The organism is Paenibacillus sp. AK002 (genome assembly GCF_053903045.1).
Map to the genome: position 1 here is coordinate 290,474 of NZ_CP096377.1, position 22,549 is coordinate 313,022.

A 22,549-nucleotide genomic window follows, 5' to 3' on the forward strand; every position below is an offset into this window, starting at 1 on the left:
ATGGTGATTGTCGCCAGAGCAGCAGGATCTGTCGTATTTCATTGATCCCATATATGCTTCAATCCTACAGGAGCACGGAGAATGGTTTTCATGGTGGAAAGGACAAATGACAAAAACTCAATATTGATATGATGAGGTTGTTTGCTATAATGTGTTCAACAGAGAGGGGGCGTGAAGGTGGGCAGCGGGCGAACGGAATCCCGTTGCTCATGGAACCTATGTCACATGACCAACCATTAACGAAAGAAGCCATATTGGACGCGGCCGAGCAGACGCTTCGACGTTATGGCCCAGACAAGACCTCGGTTGTCGATGTGGCCAAAGCGCTGCAGGTGAGCCACGGCTCGCTCTATCGGCATTTTCCCAGCAAGGCCGCTCTCAGAGAAGCCGTCACGGAGCGGTGGCTTCAGCGGATTGCGGATCCGCTGCAGATCATTGCAGACGGGACGAATGGCAGCGCCACCGATCGCTTGCGGTTATGGACGGATACCCTGATCCGGGCTAAGCGGACTTACGTTCTCGAGGATCCCGAGATGTTTGCCATGTACGCGTCCGTGACACTGGAAGCTGTCAAGATCATTGATACGCATGTGAATTTGTTAATCGGGCAGATCACCCAGATTATGGATCAAGGGATGCGTGCCGGTGAATTCAAGCCAGGCCAGCCGGAGTCGGCGGCGAAGGCTTTTTTCATGGCAACCTCCTTGTTTCACCATCCGGCCCATGCCTATCAATGGACTTCGGATGGGATCGAAGCCGCCTTCGAGTCGGTTTGGACGTTATTGTTGGCCGGGATTTCGACGAACGGTTAGCGGAATAGGGATATGGCCAACCGCCGTCATCAGAATGCGGCAGGGCACTTTGGGAGCTAGCATGATGAGATCATTCCTTATGTAAAAAAGATGCTATTCTTGGCGATACTCGCATAGGATAGCGTCTTTTTAGTTTTGATTCGTTTACAAATGACAAAGTTATAAATCTGTCACTTGTAATTTGTTATGAAGAGATCTATAATCAAATTACTAATAAGAGATTGCCGATCAGAACATCCATCTGGGGAGAGATTCGTGTTTCTCAATTCATATGCGGGAGGTTTTATCATGACAAAGGGCTTATCGGGCAAGGTAGCTATCGTAACGGGAGCATCGAGAGGCATCGGGCGCGAAATTGCGGAGAGACTTGCGGAGAACGGAGCCAAGGTTGTCGTAAACTATGCAAGCAGTCCGGCTAAAGCCGAGGAAGTGGTGGGCTGCATTAAGCAGGGCGGCGGCGAAGCCCGGGCCATTCAAGCCGATATTAGTCAGGTAGCGGAGATCGAACGGCTGTTTCGTGAAACGATCGAAGCCTATGGCGGAATCGATATCCTCGTGAACAATGCCGGCATCATGACCACCAAGCCGATTGCGGCCATAACGGAGGAGGATTTCGATCAACATTTCGCGATTAACGTGAAGGGGACTTATTTTGCGATCCAGCAGGCTTTTCACCATATGAACTCCGGCGGGCGCATTATCAATTTCTCGACGTCGGTCGCTGGGCAGATGTTCCCGACTTACAGCGTATACGCGGGGACGAAGGGAGCTGTAGAGCAGTTTACGCGTCAGTTGGCCAAGGAATTCGGGCCCAAAGGGATCACGATTAATGCAGTGGCGCCCGGGCCGATTAATACGGAGCTATTTACCGTTGGCAAATCGGAGGAACAGATTGCTGGGATCGTGAGCATGAACTCCTTCGGGCGCTTGGGCGAACCGGATGATATTGCAGGGGTCGTGCTGTTCCTGGCCAGCGAAGAGTCAAAATGGATCACGGGTCAAACGCTGCGCGTGAACGGCGGGTTCGTGTAATATCAGCGTTATGGCTAAGGAAAAAATAAAAATGCACCGGGATTCCGGTGCATTTTTGAATTGCGGCAGGCCACGCCAATGCGTCATAATGACCTTCAACCCATTTTTATACCCAAGGATTTTTCTCTAGAGGGCGCTATTTCCCTCAAGACCCTCAAAACACTTTAAGCCCCTCAAGGCAGCCTTAATCCAGGTCCTTCCACTTCAGGTCCAGCGTCGGAGGCGTGTAGCTGTCCATAAGCTCTAACAGCTTGAGCGGATCATCGGACATGTTGATCAGGTTCAAGTGCGAGGAGTTGGAGAAGCCCTCGGTAATGCTGTACTGAATCAGCTTCATGAACGGTTCAAAATAATCGCGGATACTGAGCAGCCCGATCGGCTTCTGATGAATTCCGATTTGGGACCAGCACAGCACCTCGAACAATTCCTCATAGGTTCCAAAACCGCCCGGCATGGCGATAAACCCGTCGGCCAGCTTGCCCATCGTCGCTTTGCGTTCATGCATATCGGCTACTTCAATGAGCTGGGTCAGCCCGGTATGTACGATTTCCCCCTTGAACAGCCCTCTCGGCATGACCCCGATCACTTCGCCGCCATTTTGCAATACGGCGTTGGCTACTTCACCCATCAATCCGATGTTGGAGCCGCCGTATACTAATTGGTATTGGTTGTGGGCAATATGCCTGCCAAGTTCGGCCGCTTTTGCTTTATAGTCCGGATGCTCGCCCATGTTCGATCCTGCAAATACGCATATGGATTTCAATCTGCACACTCCTTACCAAGATGTTGATATTTTGTTCGAGTAATTATACTATATATAGTGATTTGTGTCATGGAATGTTCGGCCTATCCTTTCGACGCCGACATAGCACCTTATTTATTTTATGGCATGCATGTTCGTTTTATCATGGATTTAATCTCGGATTGTGTAAAAAGAAGGATGCAGTCATCCCAAGAAATCGCGGAGGTAACACACGTCATGGATATGAATGAAGCTCAGCAATGGATTAAACAGTTCTACGGTGAAAGAGGCTGGGCCGGTTACGGCCCCTTTATCCGGGTTGGATTTTTGATGGAGGAAGCAGGGGAAACGGCGCGTGCCGTTCGCGCGTATGAGATTGGCAGGGACCGCCCCGATGAGGAGGTTCAGTCGAGGGAACGGCTCAAGCAGGATCTGGTGGAGGAGATCGGGGACGTGCTCGGCAATATTTCGCTGTTGGCGGATCTCTATGATATTTCGCTGGAAGAAGCGTTTACGGCCCATCAGCAGAAGCTGTTGAAACGGTTTGGTTCTTAAAGGTGACAGGCTTGTGAACCCGTTTCGCATCCAGTTGACGTGTGACGTGGCAGTCCCCCGGAATGCTTCTTAAGCGAAGGAACACGCTTCAGGCACGGAGAACTTACGTAGTAAAAAAGGCTGCTCCAAGTCCCTCGGACCTCGTGGAGCAGCCTTTTTTGAATATGATAAATCGTTAAGAAGTCCTAGGATACCAACACCTTGCGGAATTCCTGCGTCAGCAGCGGGACGACATCGAACAGATCGCCGACGATGCCGTAATCGGCAACTTTAAAGATCGGTGCCTCCGGGTCCTTATTGATGGCAATGATGACCCGGGATTGGCTCATGCCCGCCAAATGCTGGATCGCGCCGCTAATGCCGCAGGCAATATAGATCTCGGGCGTGACGACTTTGCCGGTCTGCCCGATCTGGAGCGCGTAATCGCAGTAGCCGGCATCGCAGGCGCCGCGCGATGCGCCGACCGCCCCGCCGAGCAGGTCGGCGAGCTCCTCCAGCGGCTTAAAGCCGTCCGCGCTCTTCACGCCGCGCCCGCCGGAGATGACGATTTTGGCTTCCGATAGGTCGATTTTTCCCGTGGTTTTGCGAACGACGTCCTTTACCACGGAGCGGAGGGAAGGAGCCGGGTAAGCGATGTCCTCAATGCCGGCGCTGGCGCCTTCGATGGCTTCCGCGGCGGGAATATTGTTCGGTCGAACCGTGACCACCCACGGTCCGTTCTGAAAGACGCGTTTCTCAAAGGCTTTACCCGCATAGAGCGGACGCGTGAATACCGCTTCTCCACCTTCAGTCTCGATCGCGGTTACGTCGGAAATTTGCCCGGCATTCAGGGAAGCGGCGACAAGCGGTGCCAAGTCGCGGCCGATGGCCGTATGCCCGAAGAGGACGGCATCGGGCTGTGCCTGACTAATTACCGCTTCGATGGCGGCCATATAAGCTTCGGGATTATAGCTCTCTAGATCCTCATGCTCGACGGCATAGATGGTATCGGCACCATAGCCGTTCAGGGCCGATACGGCCTCCGTAATGTTGGAGCCTGCAACCAGAATACGGATGCTGTCACCATCTTCTGCAATTAAACGGGCAGCGCCAAGCGTCTCGAGAGCAACCTGACGCAGCTTCCCATCCCGGTTCTCGGCATACACTAATATCGTTTTGCTCATATCATAACCTCCTAAGATCCATTTAGGGTTGAAAGTAAAGAGAGTTTGACGATGTCGGCCAGCCTGAGCGTCCAAAGCGAATGCGGTCATTCCTCCAATCGCTGCTGCCCCCGATTTCCAAGACGCATTAAGCGAAAAGCGTGCATGACGGACATCCCGTAAACCATACAATCAGAATACATAAGGCACGATGGCAGGGGCGCTGCCGCTGTCATGTAATCGCATTCAACAATAAGAATCGAAGGAATTCACAGGTTCATTTGTCCTTTTATTAAATCACTTTCGACTGCGTTCGCAGCAAGGATACCAGCTCATGCGCCACTTCGGCAGGCTCCCCCTTCAGAATGCGCCCGGCGCTTCGCTCCGGCGGCAAGGACAGCTCGCTTTGCTTCGTTGCCGGCTGAATATCGGGTTCGGATAACCCGAGATCATCCAAGGTCAGCGTCTGAAAAGGCTTCTTCTTGGCCTTCATGATGCCCGGCAGCGACGGATAGCGGGGTTCGTTCAATCCCTGCTGTGCGGTGAAGATGGCCGGCAGCTGGACTTCAAGCACTTCCAGATCGCCTTCCGCATCCCGGTGCACTTCAGCGGTGGTCCCGTTCAGGGTAAGCTTGGTAATGGAGCCGGTGTGCGAAATGCCGAGAAGCTGTGCCAGGCGGATGGCCACTTGGCCTGAACCGCGGTCCACGGAGAAGTTGCCGCCGAGGATCAGATCCGGGCTTTCCTTGGACAAATACGCATGCAGCACCTTCGATACCGCATATTCATCGTCCGGAATCCGTTCGTCGGAGATCAGCACCGCATCGTCCGCCCCCATCGCAAGGGCGGTCCGGAGGGCTTCTGCCGTACGGTCGGGTCCGACGGACAGGAGCGTCACGCTGCCGCCGTGGTCATCCCGAAGCTTCACGGCTTCTTCTACCGCATATTCGTCATACGGATTGATGACGAATTTCACCCCATCCTCGGCAATCGATCCATTCTCAATCGTGATTTTTTCCTCCGTGTCAAAGGTCTGTTTAAGCAATACCACAATCTTCATCGGTTAAACTCTCCCTTCAATATGAATATCAGCAGGACTTATTGTCCGCCGGAAACACCGCTCAGAAAAAAGCTTAGCGTCTCATCCGCTTGATCGGACAACGAATATTTACGGCCGGAGATCAGCCAAGAGGTTACCGCTTCGTCCATCGCGCCAAAAATCAGGTTGCGGACCAGCTTGACGTTCAGATCGGAACGGAATTTCTGTTCTTGGATGCCCTGTTCCAGGATATTCTCGATCAGTACGATATATGGCTTAAGCGCGCTGCCGATTTCCTTGCGCAGCTCCAAATCGCTCTGCCGCAGCTCAATCTGCGTGACATAGGCAAGTTCGGGATTGCTCTCCAGCTCCGAGAAATGGATGCTGCACACCGTCCGCAGCGCTTCCACGGCGTCCGTGGTGCCTTCCACGCTTTCGTGGAATTTGCCGACCAGCTCCCCAAGCTTTTCTTGGAACAGGCGGATCAGGATATCCTCCTTCCTCTTAAAGTACAGATAGATGGTGCCGTCGGCCACGCCGGCAGCCTTGGCGATCTTGGATACCTGGGACCGGTGATAGCCGTTTTCGGCAAAAACTTTCAGGGCGCCCTGGAGGATCAGGTGGTATTTTTCATTTTTTTTACTTGTCATATGCTCACCCCGGTGTTAGAATACAGTTAAAATTATGAATGAATACTCATTCATTTCTTGTATCCATCATAAAATACGTTCATGTCATTGTCAACGATGGGTTATCGAAGACGCGAAAAATGGATGAAGCAGACCTGGAAGAGCAGCAAAATAAGGCGTTCATATCAGAGCAATAGACGGCAGTTTAACCGGAAGAAACGAATAGCTGGGTATCCGCAGGCAAGTACACAAATACGGATGTAGCGTTGTACAGATGAAGAGATGCAGCTAGCAGTCATGATGTTCGGTTTAGAGTGGTCGGCACGGCACGATGTGGAGGTCTTGTTTTTGTCTCTATAATGAAAGCGCTTCATATATTCCCAATCTTGACACAATGACGAGCCGGTTTTGGAAGGAGTGACAGGAGCTGTAGAATTGGACGCTGCAGAGACGAAATGAAGGGTGTGGAAGAAGGATCTTTTAACGCAAGGGGCTGAGAGGGATGATTCCAACATTAATCAACGCGCTGCTCTTTGTCTTGATCACGGGCTGGGCAGTGCACATGTTCGCCACCGTGGTGTATCGCCGTTACCTATATATCCGTTTGGGCAAGCCGGCGAATCTGAAGAAGGATCTGAAGGAGCGCCTGAGCCAGTTCGCCATCCAGGTGTTCGGACAGAGCAAGCTGTTTAAGGACCGCAAGAGCGGCATCATGCACTTTATCGTGTTTTACGGATTTATCATTTTGCAGTTCGGGGCGCTCGATATCATCTGGAAAGGGCTGTCGGGCCACAACCTGCCGATTCCGGGCCATGCGGGCTTCATCCTCATGCAGGAGATTACGGTTGCGCTGATTCTGCTGGCCATCGGTTATGCGGCATATCGCCGATATGGCGAGAAGCTGAAACGGCTCAAGCGAGGCTGGAAGCCAAGCATTGTCGTGTTTTTCATCACCACGCTGATGGCTTCGGTGCTCCTGACGATGACTTTTGAACGGCTCATGGAAGGTCTGGCGTGGTCGGCCATGGCACCGATCTCCTCGAGTATCGCGGCCGCGTTTGCCTGGATGCCGCCGGTGGCAATAACGGTGTGTTATTACGTATTCTGGTGGCTTCACCTGCTGATTTTGTTGTCGTTCCTCATTTACGTGCCGCAATCGAAGCATTTTCACCTCATTACGGCACCGATCAACATTCTGGTTCGTCGCACGGATCCCCCGGGCAAGCTCAGCAAGCTGGACCTGGAGGATGAAGAAGCCGAGGAATTCGGGGTAGGCAAAATCGAGGACTTCACGCAAAAGCAGATGCTGGATTTCTATGCCTGCGTTGAATGCGGACGATGCACCAACGTGTGCCCGGCCTCGAACACGGGCAAGCTGCTGTCGCCGATGCACATGATCGTGAAGCTGAGAGACCATCTCACGGAAAAAGGTGCTGCGCTCACCTCCAAATCGGCGTGGATGCCTGCCTCCGTGTTTGGGTCGCCGGGCGTCCACTCCATGGGCGCAACGGATCTGGCGCTTGTCGGCTGGAAGGGCGAGGGGGTCACCGACATCGGACCGACGATGGATGTGCAGAAGCGTTCCTGGCACCAAGTCGAGGGCGTAGACCCGAAGGATATTCAATTGATTGGCGGCGTCATGACCGAGGAAGAGATTTGGGCGTGCACGACCTGCCGCAACTGCGAGGATCAGTGTCCGGTCGCAAATGAGCATGTCGACAAAATCGTGGATCTCCGGCGACATCTCGTTCTGATGGAGGGCAGCGTGCCGCAGGAAGGCCAGCGAGCCATGCAAAACATCGAACGACAAGGCAACCCTTGGGGAATCAGCCGCGCGGACCGGAGCAAGTGGGTGAAGGAGGTTGATCCGGAAGGGACGTTGGATCTGAAGATCCCGACCGTGAAGGAGAATCCGGACTTCGACATTCTGTTCTTTGTCGGTTCCATGGGTTCCTACGACAATCGCAGCCGCAAGATCACCCGGGCATTCGTCCGGCTCATGAATGAAGCGGGCGTCAACTTCGCCATTCTCGGCAACGAGGAGAAGAACTCGGGCGACACTCCGCGCCGGATGGGCAATGAATTTCTGTTCCAGCAGCTGTGCATGGAGAACATCGAGACGTTTCAGAAATACGATGTGAAACGAATCGTCACGGCTTGCCCTCATACCTTCAATATTTTCAAGAACGAATATCCGGAATTTGGACTGGAGGCTGAGGTCGTCCACCATACGGAGCTGCTGGATCAACTGATGAAGGAAGGGCGTCTTAAGCCCAAGTATCAGGTTCAGGAGAAAATCACCTATCATGACTCCTGCTACCTGGGACGGTATAACGACGTATACGATCAGCCGCGCAGCGTGCTTCGCGCCATTCCCGGCGTCGAGCTCCTGGAGATGGAGCGGAGTCGCGAGAACGGGATGTGCTGCGGCGCCGGCGGCGGTCAGATGTGGATGGAGGAGGACGCAGGCAAGCGCGTGAATCTGGCGCGTACCGAACAGGCGCTGGCCGTATCCCCGACGATGATCAGCTCCGCCTGTCCGTTCTGCCTGACGATGCTGGAGGACGGCACGAAGCTGAAGGAAGTGGAAGAAAGCGTGAAAACGCGAGATATTGCGGAAATTCTGGAGTTATCCGTATTTGGTCTATCCGAAATCCATGAACAGGAGGTCGTTGTGCAATGAGTAATACCATTACCAAAGAAGCCGTCAGCGGTTCCGGGGTCGCAATTCGAAACATCACTAAAGCCGCCGTGATCGGCTCGGGCGTCATGGGATCGGGGATCGCCGCCCATCTTGCCAACGCAGGCATTCCCTGCCTGCTGCTCGACATCGTTCCGAATGCCTTGACCGCCGAGGAGGAAAAGGCCGGCCTGACGCTGGATCATCCGAAGGTACGAAACAGGCTTGCCGCCAAGGCGATAGCGGCTCTGCCTAAATCAAGCACCGCTCCGCTCTACAGCGCTGATTTTGCGGATCGGATCACGCCGGGAAACACCGAGGATCATCTAAGCCTGTTGAAGGATGTGGACTGGATCATCGAGGTGGTTACGGAACGCCTGGAAATCAAAAAGAGTATCTTCAAGCAGATTGAAGGCGTGCGTAAGGAAGGATCGATCGTCAGCACGAACACCTCGGGCATTTCCGTCAATGCGATGGTCGAAGAATGCAGCGAGGAATTCCGCAGCCACTTCCTGGGAACCCATTTCTTCAATCCGCCGCGTCATATGAAGCTGCTTGAGATTATTCCGGGCTTTGATACCGATCCGAACATTACGAAGTTTATGGTTGAATTTTGCACGAAGCGCCTTGGTAAAGGGGTTGTGCTTGCGAAGGACACGCCGAATTTCATCTCGAACCGGATCGGCACCTACGGACTTCTGGTCACGCTGCAGGAGATGGTGAAGAACAGCTATACCGTGGAGGAAGTAGATGCGGCCACGGGTCCTGTTCTGGGACGTCCAAAGAGCGCCACCTTCCGCACGCTGGATCTGGTTGGCATCGATACGTTTGTCCATGTGGCCAGAAACGTGTACGACTCCGTACCGGACGGCGAGGAGAAAGACGTGTTCACGGTGCCCGACGTCATGAATGAGCTTGTCGCCCGCGGCTGGACCGGGGAGAAGGGCGGCCAGGGCTTCTATAAAAAAGTAAAAGGGGATCAAGGCAGCAAAATCCTATCGCTCAATCTGTCCACGATGGAGTACAATCCGAGCGCCAAAGTGAGCTCCGCTTCCATCGAAGCTGCTAAAGCGGTAAAGGGAGCCAAGCGGAAGATCAAGGCTTTCCTGGGGACGCAGGATCGTTACTCGGAGCTGGCCTGGAATGTATTGAAGCAAGTGCTCGTCTATGCGGCCGGCAAGCTGGGAGAGATCGCCGATTCCATCCAGGACATCGACAACGCGATGAAATGGGGGTTCAACTGGGAGCTCGGTCCCTTCGAGACCTGGGATCTGATCGGACTGCCGGAATCCGTGCAGCGCATGGAAGCAGAGGGCTTGACCGTCCCGGCGTGGGTGAAGGAGTGGGTTGCCGAAGGCAACAAATCCTTCTATCAGGAGAAGGACGGCGAGGTGTTCCATTATTTCAAAGGCGAGTATAAGGGCGTTGAGGTTCAGCCTGAGCTGATCTCGCTGCAAGCGCTCAAATCGCAAAACCGGATCATCCGCTCGAATACGGGGGCGAATCTGATCGATATTGGGGATGGCGTTGCATGCCTTGAATTCACTTCGCCGAACAACGCGATCGGCGCCGATATTCTGGTCATGATTCAGCAGAGCGTGGAAGAGGTCAGGGCCAATTACCGCGGGCTGGTGCTGGCGAACGAAGGCCGGAACTTCTGCGTCGGCGCCAATCTGATGCTCATGCTGATGGAAGCGCAGAGCGGCGACTGGGATGAGGTGGATGACATCATCCGTCTGTTCCAGGGCAGCATGATGAAGCTGAAGGGCCTGGAGAAGCCGGTTGTCGCCGCGCCTCACCGGATGACGCTGGGCGGCGGCGTGGAAGCGTGTCTGCCGGCGGACCGGATCATTTTCTCGGCGGAGACCTATTTCGGGCTGGTGGAGACGGGGGTCGGCCTCATTCCGGCAGGCGGCGGCTGCAAGGAGCTGGCGCTAATGACCAGCAACCGCCATCCCGACAAGGACAGCGACCTCCAGCCGGAGATCAACAAAATCTTCGAGATGGTGGCGATGGCCAAGGCATCGACTAGCGGACATGAAGCGATCCGCATGGGGTATGGACGCAGCGGGGATACGGTGGTCATGAATCAGGATTACCGGATCCATGAAGCAAAGCAGGCCGTGTTAGCGATGGACCGGGCGGGTTATGTGCCGCCGCAGCCGGGCAAAGCCCGCGTTGTCGGCCGCGATGGCCGGGCCGTGCTCCAAATGGGCGCGATCGACATGAAGCGAAGCGGCTATATCAGCGATCACGATCTGTTGATCGCGAAGAAGCTGGCGCATATCCTGACGGGCGGCGACGTCCCTGCGGGAACGGTCGTGAGCGAGCAGCATCTGCTCGACCTGGAGCGCGAAGCGTTCCTCAGCCTGCTCGGGGAGGTCAAGACCCAGCAGCGCATGCAGCATATGCTGGCAAAAGGCAAGCCGCTGCGGAATTAAGACGGTTCAGCTTGGACTGTACTTCCTTGGAAATTTTGAGCGTCTTGCCTTCCGGTCTCTCCTTGCCTTCGGCATCTTGAAAAGCAATCAGGACATGAAGAACGCTAATGTTGGTATAGGCCTTAAAGCATCACAGCTAACAGATTAGCTATCATTCGTTTTGCGATTCATCAAATCGAACGTGCATACGATACATGTGGCAGATTGCCCGCACTGCTGGATGTTTGGGTGATGAGGCACTTTAATCAGTTCCACCCGGTACGTACTCATTTCAAGGCCGATGAACGGCCAGCAATCATATCGGTATTGGATCCAACCATTTCTAGTTGATGAGGTGAATGGCATGAGAGAAGCAGTCATAGTATCCCTTGCTCGCACCCCGGTGGGGAAGGCGAAGAAGGGCAGTTTTGCCCAGACGCGCGTAGAGGATCTCGGCAAAGCCGTACTGGAAGCCGTCATTGAGCGTGCGCCGGGCCTGAAAAAAGAGGACGTCGAGGACATTATCCTCGGCTGCGCGATGCCGGAAGGCGAGCAGGGCCTTAACGTTGCGCGGATTATTTCCTTGTATGCGGGTTATCCGGTCACGGTGCCGGCCTTGACCGTCAATCGCTTCTGTTCGTCCGGACTTCAGGCGATCGCTTTTGCTGCGGAACGCATTATGCTCGGCCATGCCGAGGTCATCGTTGCCGGCGGCGTCGAGAGCATGAGCCATGTGCCGATGACCGGCTTCAAGCCGGCACCGCATCCGACGATCGTCGAAGAGATGTCGGAGGTTTACATCGGCATGGGCCATACGGCGGAAGAGGTAGCCCGCCGCTTCGGCATCACCCGCGAGGCGCAGGATGCCTTCGCGGCCAGCAGTCACCGCAAGGCCGCAGCCGCTATCTCCGAAGGCAAGTTCCGGGACGAGATCGTACCGGTGAACGTAACGCTGGCTGCCGCCGATGAGCAGGGCAAGGTGCGCAGCAAAACCTTAGCCATCGATACGGATGAAGGAGTTCGGCCAGACACAACACCGGATGTGCTGGCCAGACTGAAGCCGGCCTTTGCCCTCGGCGGCTCGGTTACCGCGGGCAATGCGTCGCAGACGAGCGACGGCGCGGCGGCGGTAGCCGTCATGAGTCGCGAGAAAGCGGAGCAGCTGGGCCTTGACCCGCTGGCTACCTTCAAATCGTTTGCCCTGGCAGGCGTGGAGCCGGAAATTATGGGCGTCGGCCCCGTGGAAGCGATCCCGAAGGCGCTGCGCATGGCGGGCATCGAGCTGGATCAAGTGGATGTGTTCGAGATTAACGAAGCGTTCGCTTCGCAATGCCTCCACATCATCCGCGCGCTGGGGATCGACGAGAGTAAGGTCAACGTCAACGGCGGCGCCATTGCGCTTGGCCATCCGCTCGGCTGCACCGGCGCCAAGTTGACCGTCAGCCTCGTCTCCGAGCTCGCCCGCCGCGGCGGCGGCTACGGCGTCGTGAGTATGTGCATCGGCGGCGGCATGGGCGCAGCGGGAGTGTTCGAGGTGCATGCCGCCGGGGCGTAATTGCCTCTTCCGTAGGAGTCGTAACTCGTTCGTTATTGAAATAAAAACCAATCCTGTCGGTTGTCAGACCCAGGGAAGCAGCCTCCTTCTTTGACTGGGGGAGAGGCGGAGCAAGTCCCGAGGAGGGAATTGTGGCCCGCCAAGGTCACCAGGGGCGACAGCCAATCCAAGCATGCCCTGGACCACGCACCGTGCGCACAGGGAGCAGTGCGCACGATATACCCGTGTCCGCTCCGTACACGGACCGGACACGGCACCACTCACTCCAACCACAGGTGGAGTGCAATGATAACCGGGGTAAGGTGTTGAACTAGGAGATTCATAGTGCACGCCAACCTAGCGGAGAGGGCGGAATTGTACTGGAGAAACGAAGTGGTCGCCTTTGAGTTTGGATTTCTACTATGGATCAATTCATTCCCGGAAATCCAAACTCAACAGCGATCGGAAGTACAATCCGCACGCGGAGCGCCAATATTGCGCCGCAGTGAAGGTATTTCTGCCTCTATGCTCAACCCAGAAAAAGATACCCCACAGCAACACCAAGGCATTTCATAGCACTCCACCTTATTCCAATTCCGAAAGGGGAAACCAATCATGAGCGATAACCAAACCAAAGAACCGAAAATCAAAGGCGGCAGCTTTGTCATCGACAATCCCGATATGCAGCGCATCCTGACACCAGAGGATTTTACGGAAGAGCATCGCATGATCGGCGAGACGGTGCGCGATTTTATCGACGGCGAAGTGGTGCCGCACGATGAAGAGCTGGAGAAGCTGAATTACGAGATGACGGTAGACCTGCTTCGCAAAGCAGGCGAGTTGGGCCTGCTTGGAGCCGATGTGCCGGAGCTGTTCGGCGGGATCGGACTGGATAAGGTCAGCTCTACGATTATTAACGAAAACTTGGCGAAGGGATCGTCCTTTGCGCTTTCCTTCGGGGCTCATGTGGGGATCGGAACACTGCCGATCGTGTTCTTCGGCACGACCGAGCAGAAACAGAAGTACCTGCCGGATCTCTCGACCGGTGCGAAAATTGCGGCTTATTGCTTGACGGAGCCGACCTCCGGCTCGGATGCGCTGGGCGCCAAAACGACGGCACGCCTGTCCGACGACGGGGAGTATTATATTTTGAACGGATCGAAGCTATATATAACTAACGCCGGATTTGCGGATATCTTTATCGTCTACGCCAAGATTGACGGAGAGCACTTCACCGCGTTCATCGTTGAGAAGGAGATGGAAGGCTTCACGCTCGGGCCGGAGGAGAAGAAGATGGGCATCAAGGGCTCGTCGACGCGTCCGCTCTTCTTCGAAGACGTGAAGGTACCGAAGGAGAACCTGCTCGGCGAGATCGGCAAGGGCCACCGGATCGCCTTCAACATCCTGAACATCGGCAGGTACAAATTGGCGGCTGGTACTGTCGGTGCAGCGAAGGAATCGATCGAGCTGAGCGCGAAATATGCTAACACCCGCAAACAGTTCGATACGCCCATTTCGCAGTTCCCGCTCATGCGCAAGAAGCTGGCCGAGATGAACATCACCGCCTTCGTGATGGAGAGCATGGTGTACCGTACGGCAGGACTGCTGGACGAAGCGATGCAGGACATCGATTACAACAGCGAGGATGCAGGCATCCACTCGGCGGCCGCGATTTCCGACTATGCCATCGAATGCTCGATCAACAAGGTGTTCTGTTCGGAAGGACTGGATAACGTGGCAGACGAAGCGGTGCAGATTCACGGGGGCTATGGGTACATCCAAGAGTATAAAGTGGAACGCATCTATCGGGACTCCCGCATCAACCGCATCTTCGAAGGCACGAACGAGATCAACCGGCTCCTCATTCCGGGCACGCTCGTGAAGAAGGCGATGAAAGGCGAAATCGCGCTCCTGCAAAAAGCGCAAGGCCTGCAAGGGGAGCTGCTCCAGCTGGTACCGGGCCAAACCTTTGAAGGAACGCTGGAGCAGGAAGCGCATTTCCTGGACATGAGCAAGAAGATTTTCCTCCTCGCCGGCGGTCTGGCCGTTCAGAAGTTCGGCGCGAAGCTGGAGAAGGAGCAGGAGGCCTTGTCCAACCTGGCGGATATGATGATTGATATTTATGCCCTCGAAAGCGCATTGCTGCGCACCCGCAAGCAAATCGAACGCACCTCGGAGGAAAAAGCAGCGAGCATGATCGAGATGACGCAGGTGTTTGCTTACGAGGCGTTCCAGCGCATTGAAGCACTCGCCAAAGAAACGCTGGCTTCGGTGGAAACCGGCGACATGCTGCGGATGCAGCTGTCGGTGCTCAAGAAGCTGACGCGCTGCACGCCGGTCGATACGGTGGCCCTCAAGCGCAGCATCGCAGCCCGCGTGGTCAAGAACGAGCGGTACACGGTGTAACTAAGCGTCAACGCCAATACGATGCAAGTAACCGCAAAAGAGAGAGATTTTTCTTGGAGTAGGAAAGAAGGAGCATTCCTTAGGAAAGGGTTGGTTTTGTATGGATACAAAGCCTTGGCTGCCGTTTTATCCGCCCGAAGTAGCCCCCGCTTTTGATTATCCGAAACAGAATTTGGCATTATTTCTCGTAACGTCGGCGCAGAAGTTTCCGAATCGTCCGGCCCTGTATTTCATGGGAAAGACGATCAACTACAGGAGTCTGCTGGATTCGTCATACCGGATGGCGAATGCGCTCCGCAGCAAAGGGATCAAGAAGGGCGACCGGGTAGCGATTATGCTGCCCAACTGCCCGCAGGTCGTTATTTCTTATTATGGCGTGCTGCTCGCAGGAGCCGTGGCCGTCATGACCAACCCGCTCTATATGGAGCGGGAAATTGCGCATCAGATGAAGGATTCCGGTGCCAAGATCATCATTACGATGGATATGTTCGTATCCCGCGTTGAAAAAGTCATCGAGGAGACGGAACTGGAGCATATGATCGTCACGTCCGTGGCGGATTATCTGCCGTTCCCCAAGAATCTTCTCTACCCGATCAAAGCCAAGAAGGAAGGCCCTCTTCCGGTCGTCGACTACGGAAGCCGCGTCCATGCCTTCAAAAAGCTGCTTGCTGGCGCGCCGAATGATCCCGTCTGCGAATCCGTGAAAGCGGAGAAGGATTTGGCCCTGCTCCAATATACAGGCGGCACGACCGGTGTTCCCAAAGGCGTCATGCTGACGCATATGAATCTGATCGCCAATACTGTGCAGTCTGCGAACTGGTGCTTTCAGGTGGAGGATGGGAAGGAGCGCTATTTAGCGGTTTTGCCCTGTTTTCACGTATTCGGGTTGACCGTACTGCTGAACCAGGCGATCTACCGTGCCGGCATGCTGATATTGGTACCGAAGTTCGAAGTGACGATGATTCTGAACCTGATCAAAAAAATGAAGCCGACACTCTTCCCAGGCGCCCCGACCATGTATATCGCGCTGATAAATCACCCGCGGATCAAGGAATACGATCTGTCGTCGATCAATGCCTGCGTCAGCGGCTCTGCCGGGCTTCCGGTCGAGGTGCAGGATAAGTTCGAGGAGTTGACCAAAGGTCGGCTGATCGAAGGCTACGGCCTGACCGAGGCGTCCCCGGTTACCCATGTGAATCCGATATGGGGGAGGCGGAAGATCGGCACCATCGGCGTCCCCGTTCCGGATACGGACGCGAAGGTCGTGGATCCGGAGACGGGCGAAGAAATGCCGGTCGGCGAGCCTGGCGAGCTGATCGTGAAGGGACCGCAGGTGATGATGGGGTATTGGAACCGGCCGGAGGAGACGTTTGATACGCTCCGCAACGGCTGGCTGTTCACGGGCGACATGGCCACGATGGACGAAGAGGGGTATTTTACGATCATCGACCGCAAGAAAGACATGATCATTGCAAGCGGTTTCAATATTTATCCTCGGGAGATCGAGGAAGTGCTGTATGAGCATCCGTCCGTGAAGGAAGCCGTCGTGGTCGGAACGAAGGACGATTATCGCGGCGAAACCGTGAGAGCTTATATTGTACTGAAGGATGGCGCGTCTCCGGACCCTTCGGGCCTGGAGAAGTTTTGCCGCAGCCAGCTGGCGGCCTATAAAGTGCCGCGTGAATATGTCTTCCGCGATTCGCTGCCGAAGACGATGGTAGGCAAGGTGCTGCGCCGCAAGCTGCTGGAGGAGGAAGAGGAAGGCAGAACGGGCTGAAGCGAAAGAACAGCCGCGGCAGGCACGACCTACGATTCATGTTCTCCCGCAGGAATGGATACAGTATCTAACAACGTCAGAAGAAAAAAGGAGGCGGCCTAATGAATCATACCAATGTCAACCCCGACGCGAAGGCCGAACAGCCGGCATTCGACCGGGAGGCGTACATCGAGGCCATGACCAAAGCGGCGGAGCCCACCTTTTGGGGATATCTCGGCTGCAAGCTTGCGTCAGCCAGCTCGGAGGCGGTTGTTGTCACGCTGGATGCGCAGCCTCATCATATGAATATGATGGGCATCGTGCATGGCGGTGTGCTCTCCTCACTGATGGATAACGCCATGGGCATTGCCGTCATGCTGGAGCGTCCCGGCGAATCGACGGTGACAAGCAATCTGAACGTGCATTTTGTCATGCCGGCCAGGGCCGGGGTCCTTACGGTTACGGCAAGCATCGTGCATCAGACGCACCGTTCGGTCACGACGGAATGCAGAATAACGAACGATAAGGGCGAGCTGGTCGCGATCAGCACAGGATCGTTCCGAGTGAAATAAAGCAGCCTTGGCTGCTATGAAACAGGTGGTCTGCCAACGCTGGAGGGGCAGGCCATTTATTTTTTTGGTGAGCTGCAGCTACTCTAAAGGGAATACAGAAGAAAAAGGTGAATCACTTTGAGAATAAAAGTAATCATCTCATTATTGACCTTATTATTCGTGTTCGGAATCTTTCTTCAATTCATTATTTTCGACAGCAAATCTATTGAAACAAAGATTGTTGAACAGCTTACTATTCAAGATAATACGTTTAAAGAATTGGTTCATTATGACATGAAAAACAATAATATTTATGCCTTTTATACAAATACAGTATATAACACTTACCCTGGACTTGGATTAGGTGTATTAGAGAACAATAGAATGATGAAAGCGAACATAGTAGGAGGTATACCGATTGCTTCAAATAAAGGTTTTACATATGAAGTTGCTGAGTCCGAACAATTTAGCGTTGTTTACGGGACAATTACCAACCCTCAAATAACGACAATAGAGGTAAATGGGAAAAAGGTAATTTAGTAAGAGAAAGCGATTTTGCTCTATGGTATTATATCTGGGAAGATACTCCACTAAGCCTTTCAGTTCAAGCTAAGGATCAGGCTGGTAAGGTTCTGTCAGACGAAAAGTTGTTCTAACGATCCGGAATGCACACTGATTGATTTAGGTGCTGTGACTTATAACCGAGAAACAGGATGATATGATTCTGGTTGGAGTGATTCACCCTTACTCCTTGTCAGGTCGATAAAGCTGTGGTATAATAAAAATGCTGTTTTTCATGTAGAATCTAGAATGTCTCTTCAGATAATAAATTCAGATGTTTACATACGTAGGAGGTGGAAGTCATGGTTGTATTTTTTGAAGTGTTGCTTGTTATTTTCTCCATCGGGTTGATTACTGTCGTTCTTCTCCAAAAAGGGAAAAGCGCAGGTCTTGCCGGTGCCATCTCCGGCGGTGCGGAACATCTTTTTGGTAAAACGAAGGCTCGCGGTATGGATCTCGTACTGCAGCGTACAACGGTAGGTCTTGCAGCAGGATTTATGATTTTGGCCATCGTTGTTGCTATGTTGAAATAACAATTAATGTTACCCTCGCTTTTTCACTCTTGGAAGAGCGGGGGTTTTTTATTGCCTGAATTTCGGAATACATAGGTAAGGGCGGTGTTCGGAAGGATACCGGGGATTAAATTCGTGTATACTAGGGTATGAGTATATGAAGGTAAAGAATGGATAGCGGAACGATGAAATTGCAGGTTCCCCGAGGTGATAATGATGATAACTGAAGAAATATTACTGAATTTTATGCGGGAAACTGCATACAAACCGATGACGTACCAGGAATTGGAGCAGCATTTTGCCATTAAGGATGCCCATGAATTCAGGGAATTCCTGAAGCTGCTGAATGAGCTTGAGCAATCCGGAAAAATCATTCTGACCAGCACCGAGCGTTATGGCGTGCCGGAACGGATGAATTTGCTGCGCGGACGTCTGCAGGCACATGCGAAGGGTTTTGCCTTTCTGATTCCCGATGATCGCGAGCACCCGGATGTGTACATTCATGCCAATGACTTGAAGAGTGCGATGAATGGAGATATCGTGCTTATCCGGATCAGTTCCAAACAGAACGACGGCGGCAAAATGGAAGGCGAAGTGGTCCGTATCGTGACGCGCGCCGTCACCCAAGTCGTGGGTGTATTCCAGAACCATGAAGCCTATGGCTTCGTGCTGCCGGATGACAAGCGGATCAACCGGGATATTTTTATTCCGAAGCATGCGATGAACGGAGCCGTTGATGGCGTGAAGGTCGTGGTGAAGCTGGTGAGCTATCCGGAAGGAAGAGCTGCGGCAGAGGGCGAAGTGGTGGAGATTCTGGGTCACAAGGATGATCCGGGTGTCGACATTCTGTCCATTATCCGCAAGCATCAGCTGCCGGAAGGTTTTCCGGAGGAAGTGCTGGCTGAGGCGGATGCAGCGCCGGATTCCATTACGGAAGATGAGATTGTGCAGCAGGGACGCCGTGATTTGCGCGGCTTGAACATTGTGACAATTGACGGTGAAGATGCCAAGGATCTCGATGATGCGGTAAATGTGGAACGTCTGCCGAACGGGAATTACCGTCTAGGCGTCCATATTGCCGATGTCAGCTATTACGTCCGCGAGCGTTCCGAGCTGGATAAGGAAGCTTACAATCGCGGCTGCAGCGTGTATTTGGTGGATCGGGTGATTCCGATGCTGCCGCACCGCCTGTCTAACGGCATATGCAGCTTGAATCCGCAGGTGGATCGTCTGACGATGTCCTGTGAGATGGAATTCAACGATCAGATGAAAGTCGTGAAGCACGATATCTTTACGAGTGTTATCCGTACGAAAGAACGGATGACGTATAACAATGTGAGAAAAATCCTGGTGGATGAGGATCCGGAGCTGATCGAGCGCTATAGTGACCTCGTGGAGGATTTCCGCTTGATGCGCGAGCTCGCGCTGAAGCTGCGGAACCGCCGGATGCGCCGGGGTGCGGTGGATTTTGATTTTGTGGAATCCAAGGTCATTGTGGATGAGAACGGCAAAGCCGTGGATATCGTCAAAAGAGAACGCTCCATCGCGGAGCAGATCATTGAAGAATTCATGCTGGCGGCCAACGAAACCGTAGCTGAGCATTTCCACTGGCTGAAGGTACCGTTCATCTACCGGATCCATGAGGATCCGGATCAGGAGAAGCTGCAGAACTTTATGGCGTTTGCGGCCAATTTCGGGCATCAGGTGAAGGGACGGGGCAACTCGATCCATCCGCGTGCGCTGCAAAACCTGTTGGAAGCCATTCAAGGCACGAAGGAGCAAACGGTGCTCAGCACGATGATGCTCCGATCGATGAAGCAGGCGAAATATGATGCAGAGAGCACGGGCCACTTCGGTCTTGCGGCCGAATATTATTCTCACTTTACGTCTCCGATTCGGCGTTATCCCGATCTGGTCATTCACCGGGTCATCCGGGAAGTGCTGGAGAGTGGCGGCGCGCTTAATGAGAAGCGCCATGAGCATCTGGCCGGTCGGATGGCTGACATCGCTCAGCAATCCTCGGAGCGCGAGCGTGTAGCCGTGGATGCGGAGCGCGATACGGAAGCGCTCAAGAAAGCCGAGTTCATGCTGGATAAGGTCGGCGAAGAGTTCGAAGGCATTATCAGCAGCGTGACCAGCTTCGGCATGTTCATTGAGCTGGAGAATACGGTCGAAGGCTTGATTCGTCTCAGCGCGATGACCGACGATTATTATCACTTCGATGAGGGCCATATGGCGCTGATCGGGGAGCGGACCTCGAAGGTATACCGCATCGGTGATGATGTGAAGGTTCGCGTGGCGAAGGTGAACATGGACGATCACACCATCGATTTTGAGATGGTGGACATGAAGCCGCGCCGCCAAGGGCGCGGCGAAGGCGACCGCGGCGGCAATGGCGGCCGCGGATTTGGTGCCCGCGATGGCGCAGCCCGCGGGGGCAAGGGCCGCGGCGGCAAACGCGGCGCGGCTGAAGGCGGCGCGCCAGGCGGGCGCCGCAGTGACAGCGCCGGAGGCCAGGGCGGCCGCGGCAAGCGCGGCGGCGAGGCGCCGGCAGGTGCGAGTGCTGGCGCAGGCGCAGGCGAGCAGCAGGCGTCGAACTTCGCCTTTGGCTCCGGCAAAGGCGGATACAGCTCCGCTGGGGGCGGCGCTCTCGGCTTTGACCGCAATGCACGCAGCTCTGGCGGTGCCGGTGGGAAGAACCGACGCAAGAAGACGTCGGGCAGCGGCATTTTCATCGGCGAAGGTCCAACTCCAGGCGGCAACGTTGGAGGGAACTCCGGCGGAGGCGGCGGTGGCCGTAAACGGAAGAGCCAAGGCGGAAACGGCACGGCCGCTTTTGTACGCAAGAAGAAAAAGTAAGAATGCTCTCCTGATCCATCGAGGGAGTCGCTTGCCCCGCCTTGCTTTTGGAGGCGGACGTTTGATACAATGGACTTCTGGTGAGATTGCAATTGGCGGTCTGCCGGAAGTCCTTTTTCCATTATCATTGTTGATGACAAGGGGTGAGACCATGGGTAAGAAAAGTGACGGGAAGGTTCTGGCCCAGAACAAAAAAGCTTCCCATGATTATTTCATCGAGGATACGTATGAAGCCGGGATGGTGTTGACCGGAACGGAGATCAAATCCATACGGAACGGCCGTGCCAATATTGGAGATGCGTTCGCTACCATTCGGAATGGCGAGATTCATATTCATAACATGCATATCAGCCCGTTCGAGCAGGGGAACCGCAACAACCCGACGGACCCTACGCGGACACGGAAGCTGCTGCTGCATAAGGAGCAGATCCGCAAGCTGCTGGGCCTGTCCAAGCAGGATGGCTACGCGATTGTACCGTTGAAGATTTATATCCGTAACGGCTATGCGAAGTTGTTGCTGGGCCTTGGTAAAGGTAAGCGTCAGTACGACAAGCGTGCCGATGCCGCCAAGAAGGACGCACAACGCGATATCCAGCGTGCGCTGCGCGAGAAGCAGAAGATTGCACGGTAATCACGGTTATTCGTGGTATGCTGTTTAAGAAATCAGCATAATGTTTAATGTTAACAGTGGGATGGCAGCTTTTAGCTGTGTTACCTGCAATGTATATATCATTTTGATGTCGAATGTGATATACTAAGTGATGTAAGAGATCAATAAGATCTTTGACAATCGGCATACAGTTGGCGCATTCTTCTTTCTTGGAGGGAAAGAGTGTGCGGCATCAATCGACTGCTATGGCTGAATATTCTTTGATTTAATCCGATAGCCCTTTTTGGCAGGAACGCTAAGGTGCGAAGCATCGGCATTTCTCCAACTTAAGGGGGCGTTTTTGGATTCGACGGGGATAGTTCGGGCATGAGTAGCGGGTAGTGGGGACGCGTCCACTTCATCAACGCTAAAGCCAATTAAACGGCAAACAACAAAACAACTACGCTTTCGCAGCTTAATAACCTGTGAGCGTGCTCTCGCTCTGTATCGCCCATGTACCGGGATGAGGGCTCAACTTTAGTGGGATACGCTGTCTAGTCTCCGCCTGGGGCTAGCTGAAGAAGACAATCAGGCTGACCTGAAGGGAATCCGGTGACAGGGAGTTCCTAGGGTGACATTAAATCTGTCACTACACCCGTAGAAGCTTGTGTTGTCGTTATCTTCGGACAGGGGTTCGACTCCCCTCGCCTCCATACATAACAATGATAGA

Annotated in this window: 17 protein-coding genes and 1 other RNA gene; 14 read left to right on the forward strand and 4 right to left on the reverse strand. The window is 54.0% G+C overall.

The window, feature by feature from the left end; genetic code table 11:
* Positions 1–209 precede the first annotated feature (209 nt).
* Both M1D70_RS01345 and M1D70_RS01350 read left to right on the forward strand, forming a co-directional pair.
* Positions 210–812, forward strand: coding sequence for a TetR family transcriptional regulator (locus M1D70_RS01345; RefSeq protein ID WP_009590179.1), 603 nt, complete (start codon positions 210–212; stop codon positions 810–812).
* Positions 813–1,100: 288 nt separating this feature from the next.
* Complete coding sequence (locus M1D70_RS01350; protein ID WP_009590202.1) at positions 1,101–1,844, forward strand: SDR family oxidoreductase; 744 nt, start codon at positions 1,101–1,103, stop codon at positions 1,842–1,844.
* A gap of 184 nt (positions 1,845–2,028) precedes the next feature.
* Here M1D70_RS01350 and M1D70_RS01355 read toward each other — a convergent pair whose 3' ends face one another.
* Positions 2,029–2,607 (reverse strand): LOG family protein, encoded by a 579-nt coding sequence (locus M1D70_RS01355; protein WP_456288913.1) that lies wholly within the window; start codon positions 2,605–2,607, stop codon positions 2,029–2,031.
* 216 nt (positions 2,608–2,823) lie between these two features.
* On the opposite strand from M1D70_RS01355, the gene M1D70_RS01360 reads away from it, so the two are divergent.
* Positions 2,824–3,141, forward strand: coding sequence for a MazG nucleotide pyrophosphohydrolase domain-containing protein (locus M1D70_RS01360; RefSeq protein WP_192570056.1), 318 nt, complete (start codon positions 2,824–2,826; stop codon positions 3,139–3,141).
* Between the two features lie 185 nt (positions 3,142–3,326).
* Here the strand turns inward: M1D70_RS01360 and M1D70_RS01365 are convergent, their stop codons facing one another.
* From M1D70_RS01365 to M1D70_RS01375, 3 genes are all read right to left on the reverse strand, one after another.
* On the reverse strand, positions 3,327–4,304 hold the full coding sequence (locus M1D70_RS01365) for an electron transfer flavoprotein subunit alpha/FixB family protein (RefSeq protein WP_456288914.1): 978 nt from the start codon (positions 4,302–4,304) through the stop codon (positions 3,327–3,329).
* Positions 4,305–4,575: 271 nt separating this feature from the next.
* Positions 4,576–5,343 (reverse strand): electron transfer flavoprotein subunit beta/FixA family protein, encoded by a 768-nt coding sequence (locus M1D70_RS01370; protein ID WP_009590186.1) that lies wholly within the window; start codon positions 5,341–5,343, stop codon positions 4,576–4,578.
* Between the two features lie 38 nt (positions 5,344–5,381).
* On the reverse strand, positions 5,382–5,972 hold the full coding sequence (locus tag M1D70_RS01375) for a TetR/AcrR family transcriptional regulator (protein WP_009590197.1): 591 nt from the start codon (positions 5,970–5,972) through the stop codon (positions 5,382–5,384).
* Positions 5,973–6,453: 481 nt separating this feature from the next.
* On the opposite strand from M1D70_RS01375, the gene M1D70_RS01380 reads away from it, so the two are divergent.
* The 11 genes from M1D70_RS01380 (at position 6,454) to ssrA (ending at position 22,535) form a co-directional block, all read left to right on the forward strand.
* Complete coding sequence (locus M1D70_RS01380; protein WP_456288915.1) at positions 6,454–8,634, forward strand: heterodisulfide reductase-related iron-sulfur binding cluster; 2,181 nt, start codon at positions 6,454–6,456, stop codon at positions 8,632–8,634.
* Complete coding sequence (locus M1D70_RS01385) at positions 8,631–11,072, forward strand: 3-hydroxyacyl-CoA dehydrogenase NAD-binding domain-containing protein (RefSeq protein ID WP_456288916.1); 2,442 nt, start codon at positions 8,631–8,633, stop codon at positions 11,070–11,072. The genes M1D70_RS01380 and M1D70_RS01385 overlap by 4 nt, the downstream gene beginning before the upstream one ends.
* 343 nt (positions 11,073–11,415) lie before the next feature.
* Entirely contained in the window at positions 11,416–12,606 is a 1,191-nt protein-coding gene (locus tag M1D70_RS01390; protein ID WP_456288917.1) for an acetyl-CoA C-acyltransferase, read from the forward strand.
* Between the two features lie 594 nt (positions 12,607–13,200).
* Positions 13,201–14,991 (forward strand): acyl-CoA dehydrogenase family protein, encoded by a 1,791-nt coding sequence (locus M1D70_RS01395; protein ID WP_456288918.1) that lies wholly within the window; start codon positions 13,201–13,203, stop codon positions 14,989–14,991.
* A 100-nt stretch (positions 14,992–15,091) separates the two neighbouring features.
* A complete protein-coding gene (locus tag M1D70_RS01400) occupies positions 15,092–16,768 on the forward strand; it encodes a long-chain-fatty-acid--CoA ligase (RefSeq protein WP_456288919.1) in 1,677 nt (558 codons plus the stop codon).
* Between the two features lie 101 nt (positions 16,769–16,869).
* Positions 16,870–17,319 carry a PaaI family thioesterase gene (locus M1D70_RS01405; protein WP_009593381.1) on the forward strand — a complete coding sequence of 150 codons (450 nt, stop codon included), beginning with the start codon at positions 16,870–16,872 and terminating at the stop codon, positions 17,317–17,319.
* A gap of 159 nt (positions 17,320–17,478) precedes the next feature.
* The gene (locus M1D70_RS01410; RefSeq protein WP_456288920.1) at positions 17,479–17,838 is read left to right on the forward strand and encodes a hypothetical protein; all 360 of its coding nucleotides are present in this window, start codon (positions 17,479–17,481) and stop codon (positions 17,836–17,838) included.
* Between the two features lie 323 nt (positions 17,839–18,161).
* Entirely contained in the window at positions 18,162–18,392 is a 231-nt protein-coding gene (secG, locus tag M1D70_RS01415; protein WP_009593367.1) for a preprotein translocase subunit SecG, read from the forward strand.
* A gap of 195 nt (positions 18,393–18,587) precedes the next feature.
* Entirely contained in the window at positions 18,588–21,230 is a 2,643-nt protein-coding gene (gene rnr / locus M1D70_RS01420; RefSeq protein WP_456290378.1) for a ribonuclease R, read from the forward strand.
* Between the two features lie 151 nt (positions 21,231–21,381).
* The gene (smpB, locus tag M1D70_RS01425) at positions 21,382–21,861 is read left to right on the forward strand and encodes an SsrA-binding protein SmpB (protein WP_009593386.1); all 480 of its coding nucleotides are present in this window, start codon (positions 21,382–21,384) and stop codon (positions 21,859–21,861) included.
* A 309-nt stretch (positions 21,862–22,170) separates the two neighbouring features.
* Positions 22,171–22,535, forward strand: a transfer-messenger RNA (tmRNA) gene (ssrA, locus tag M1D70_RS01430).
* Positions 22,536–22,549 lie beyond the last annotated feature (14 nt).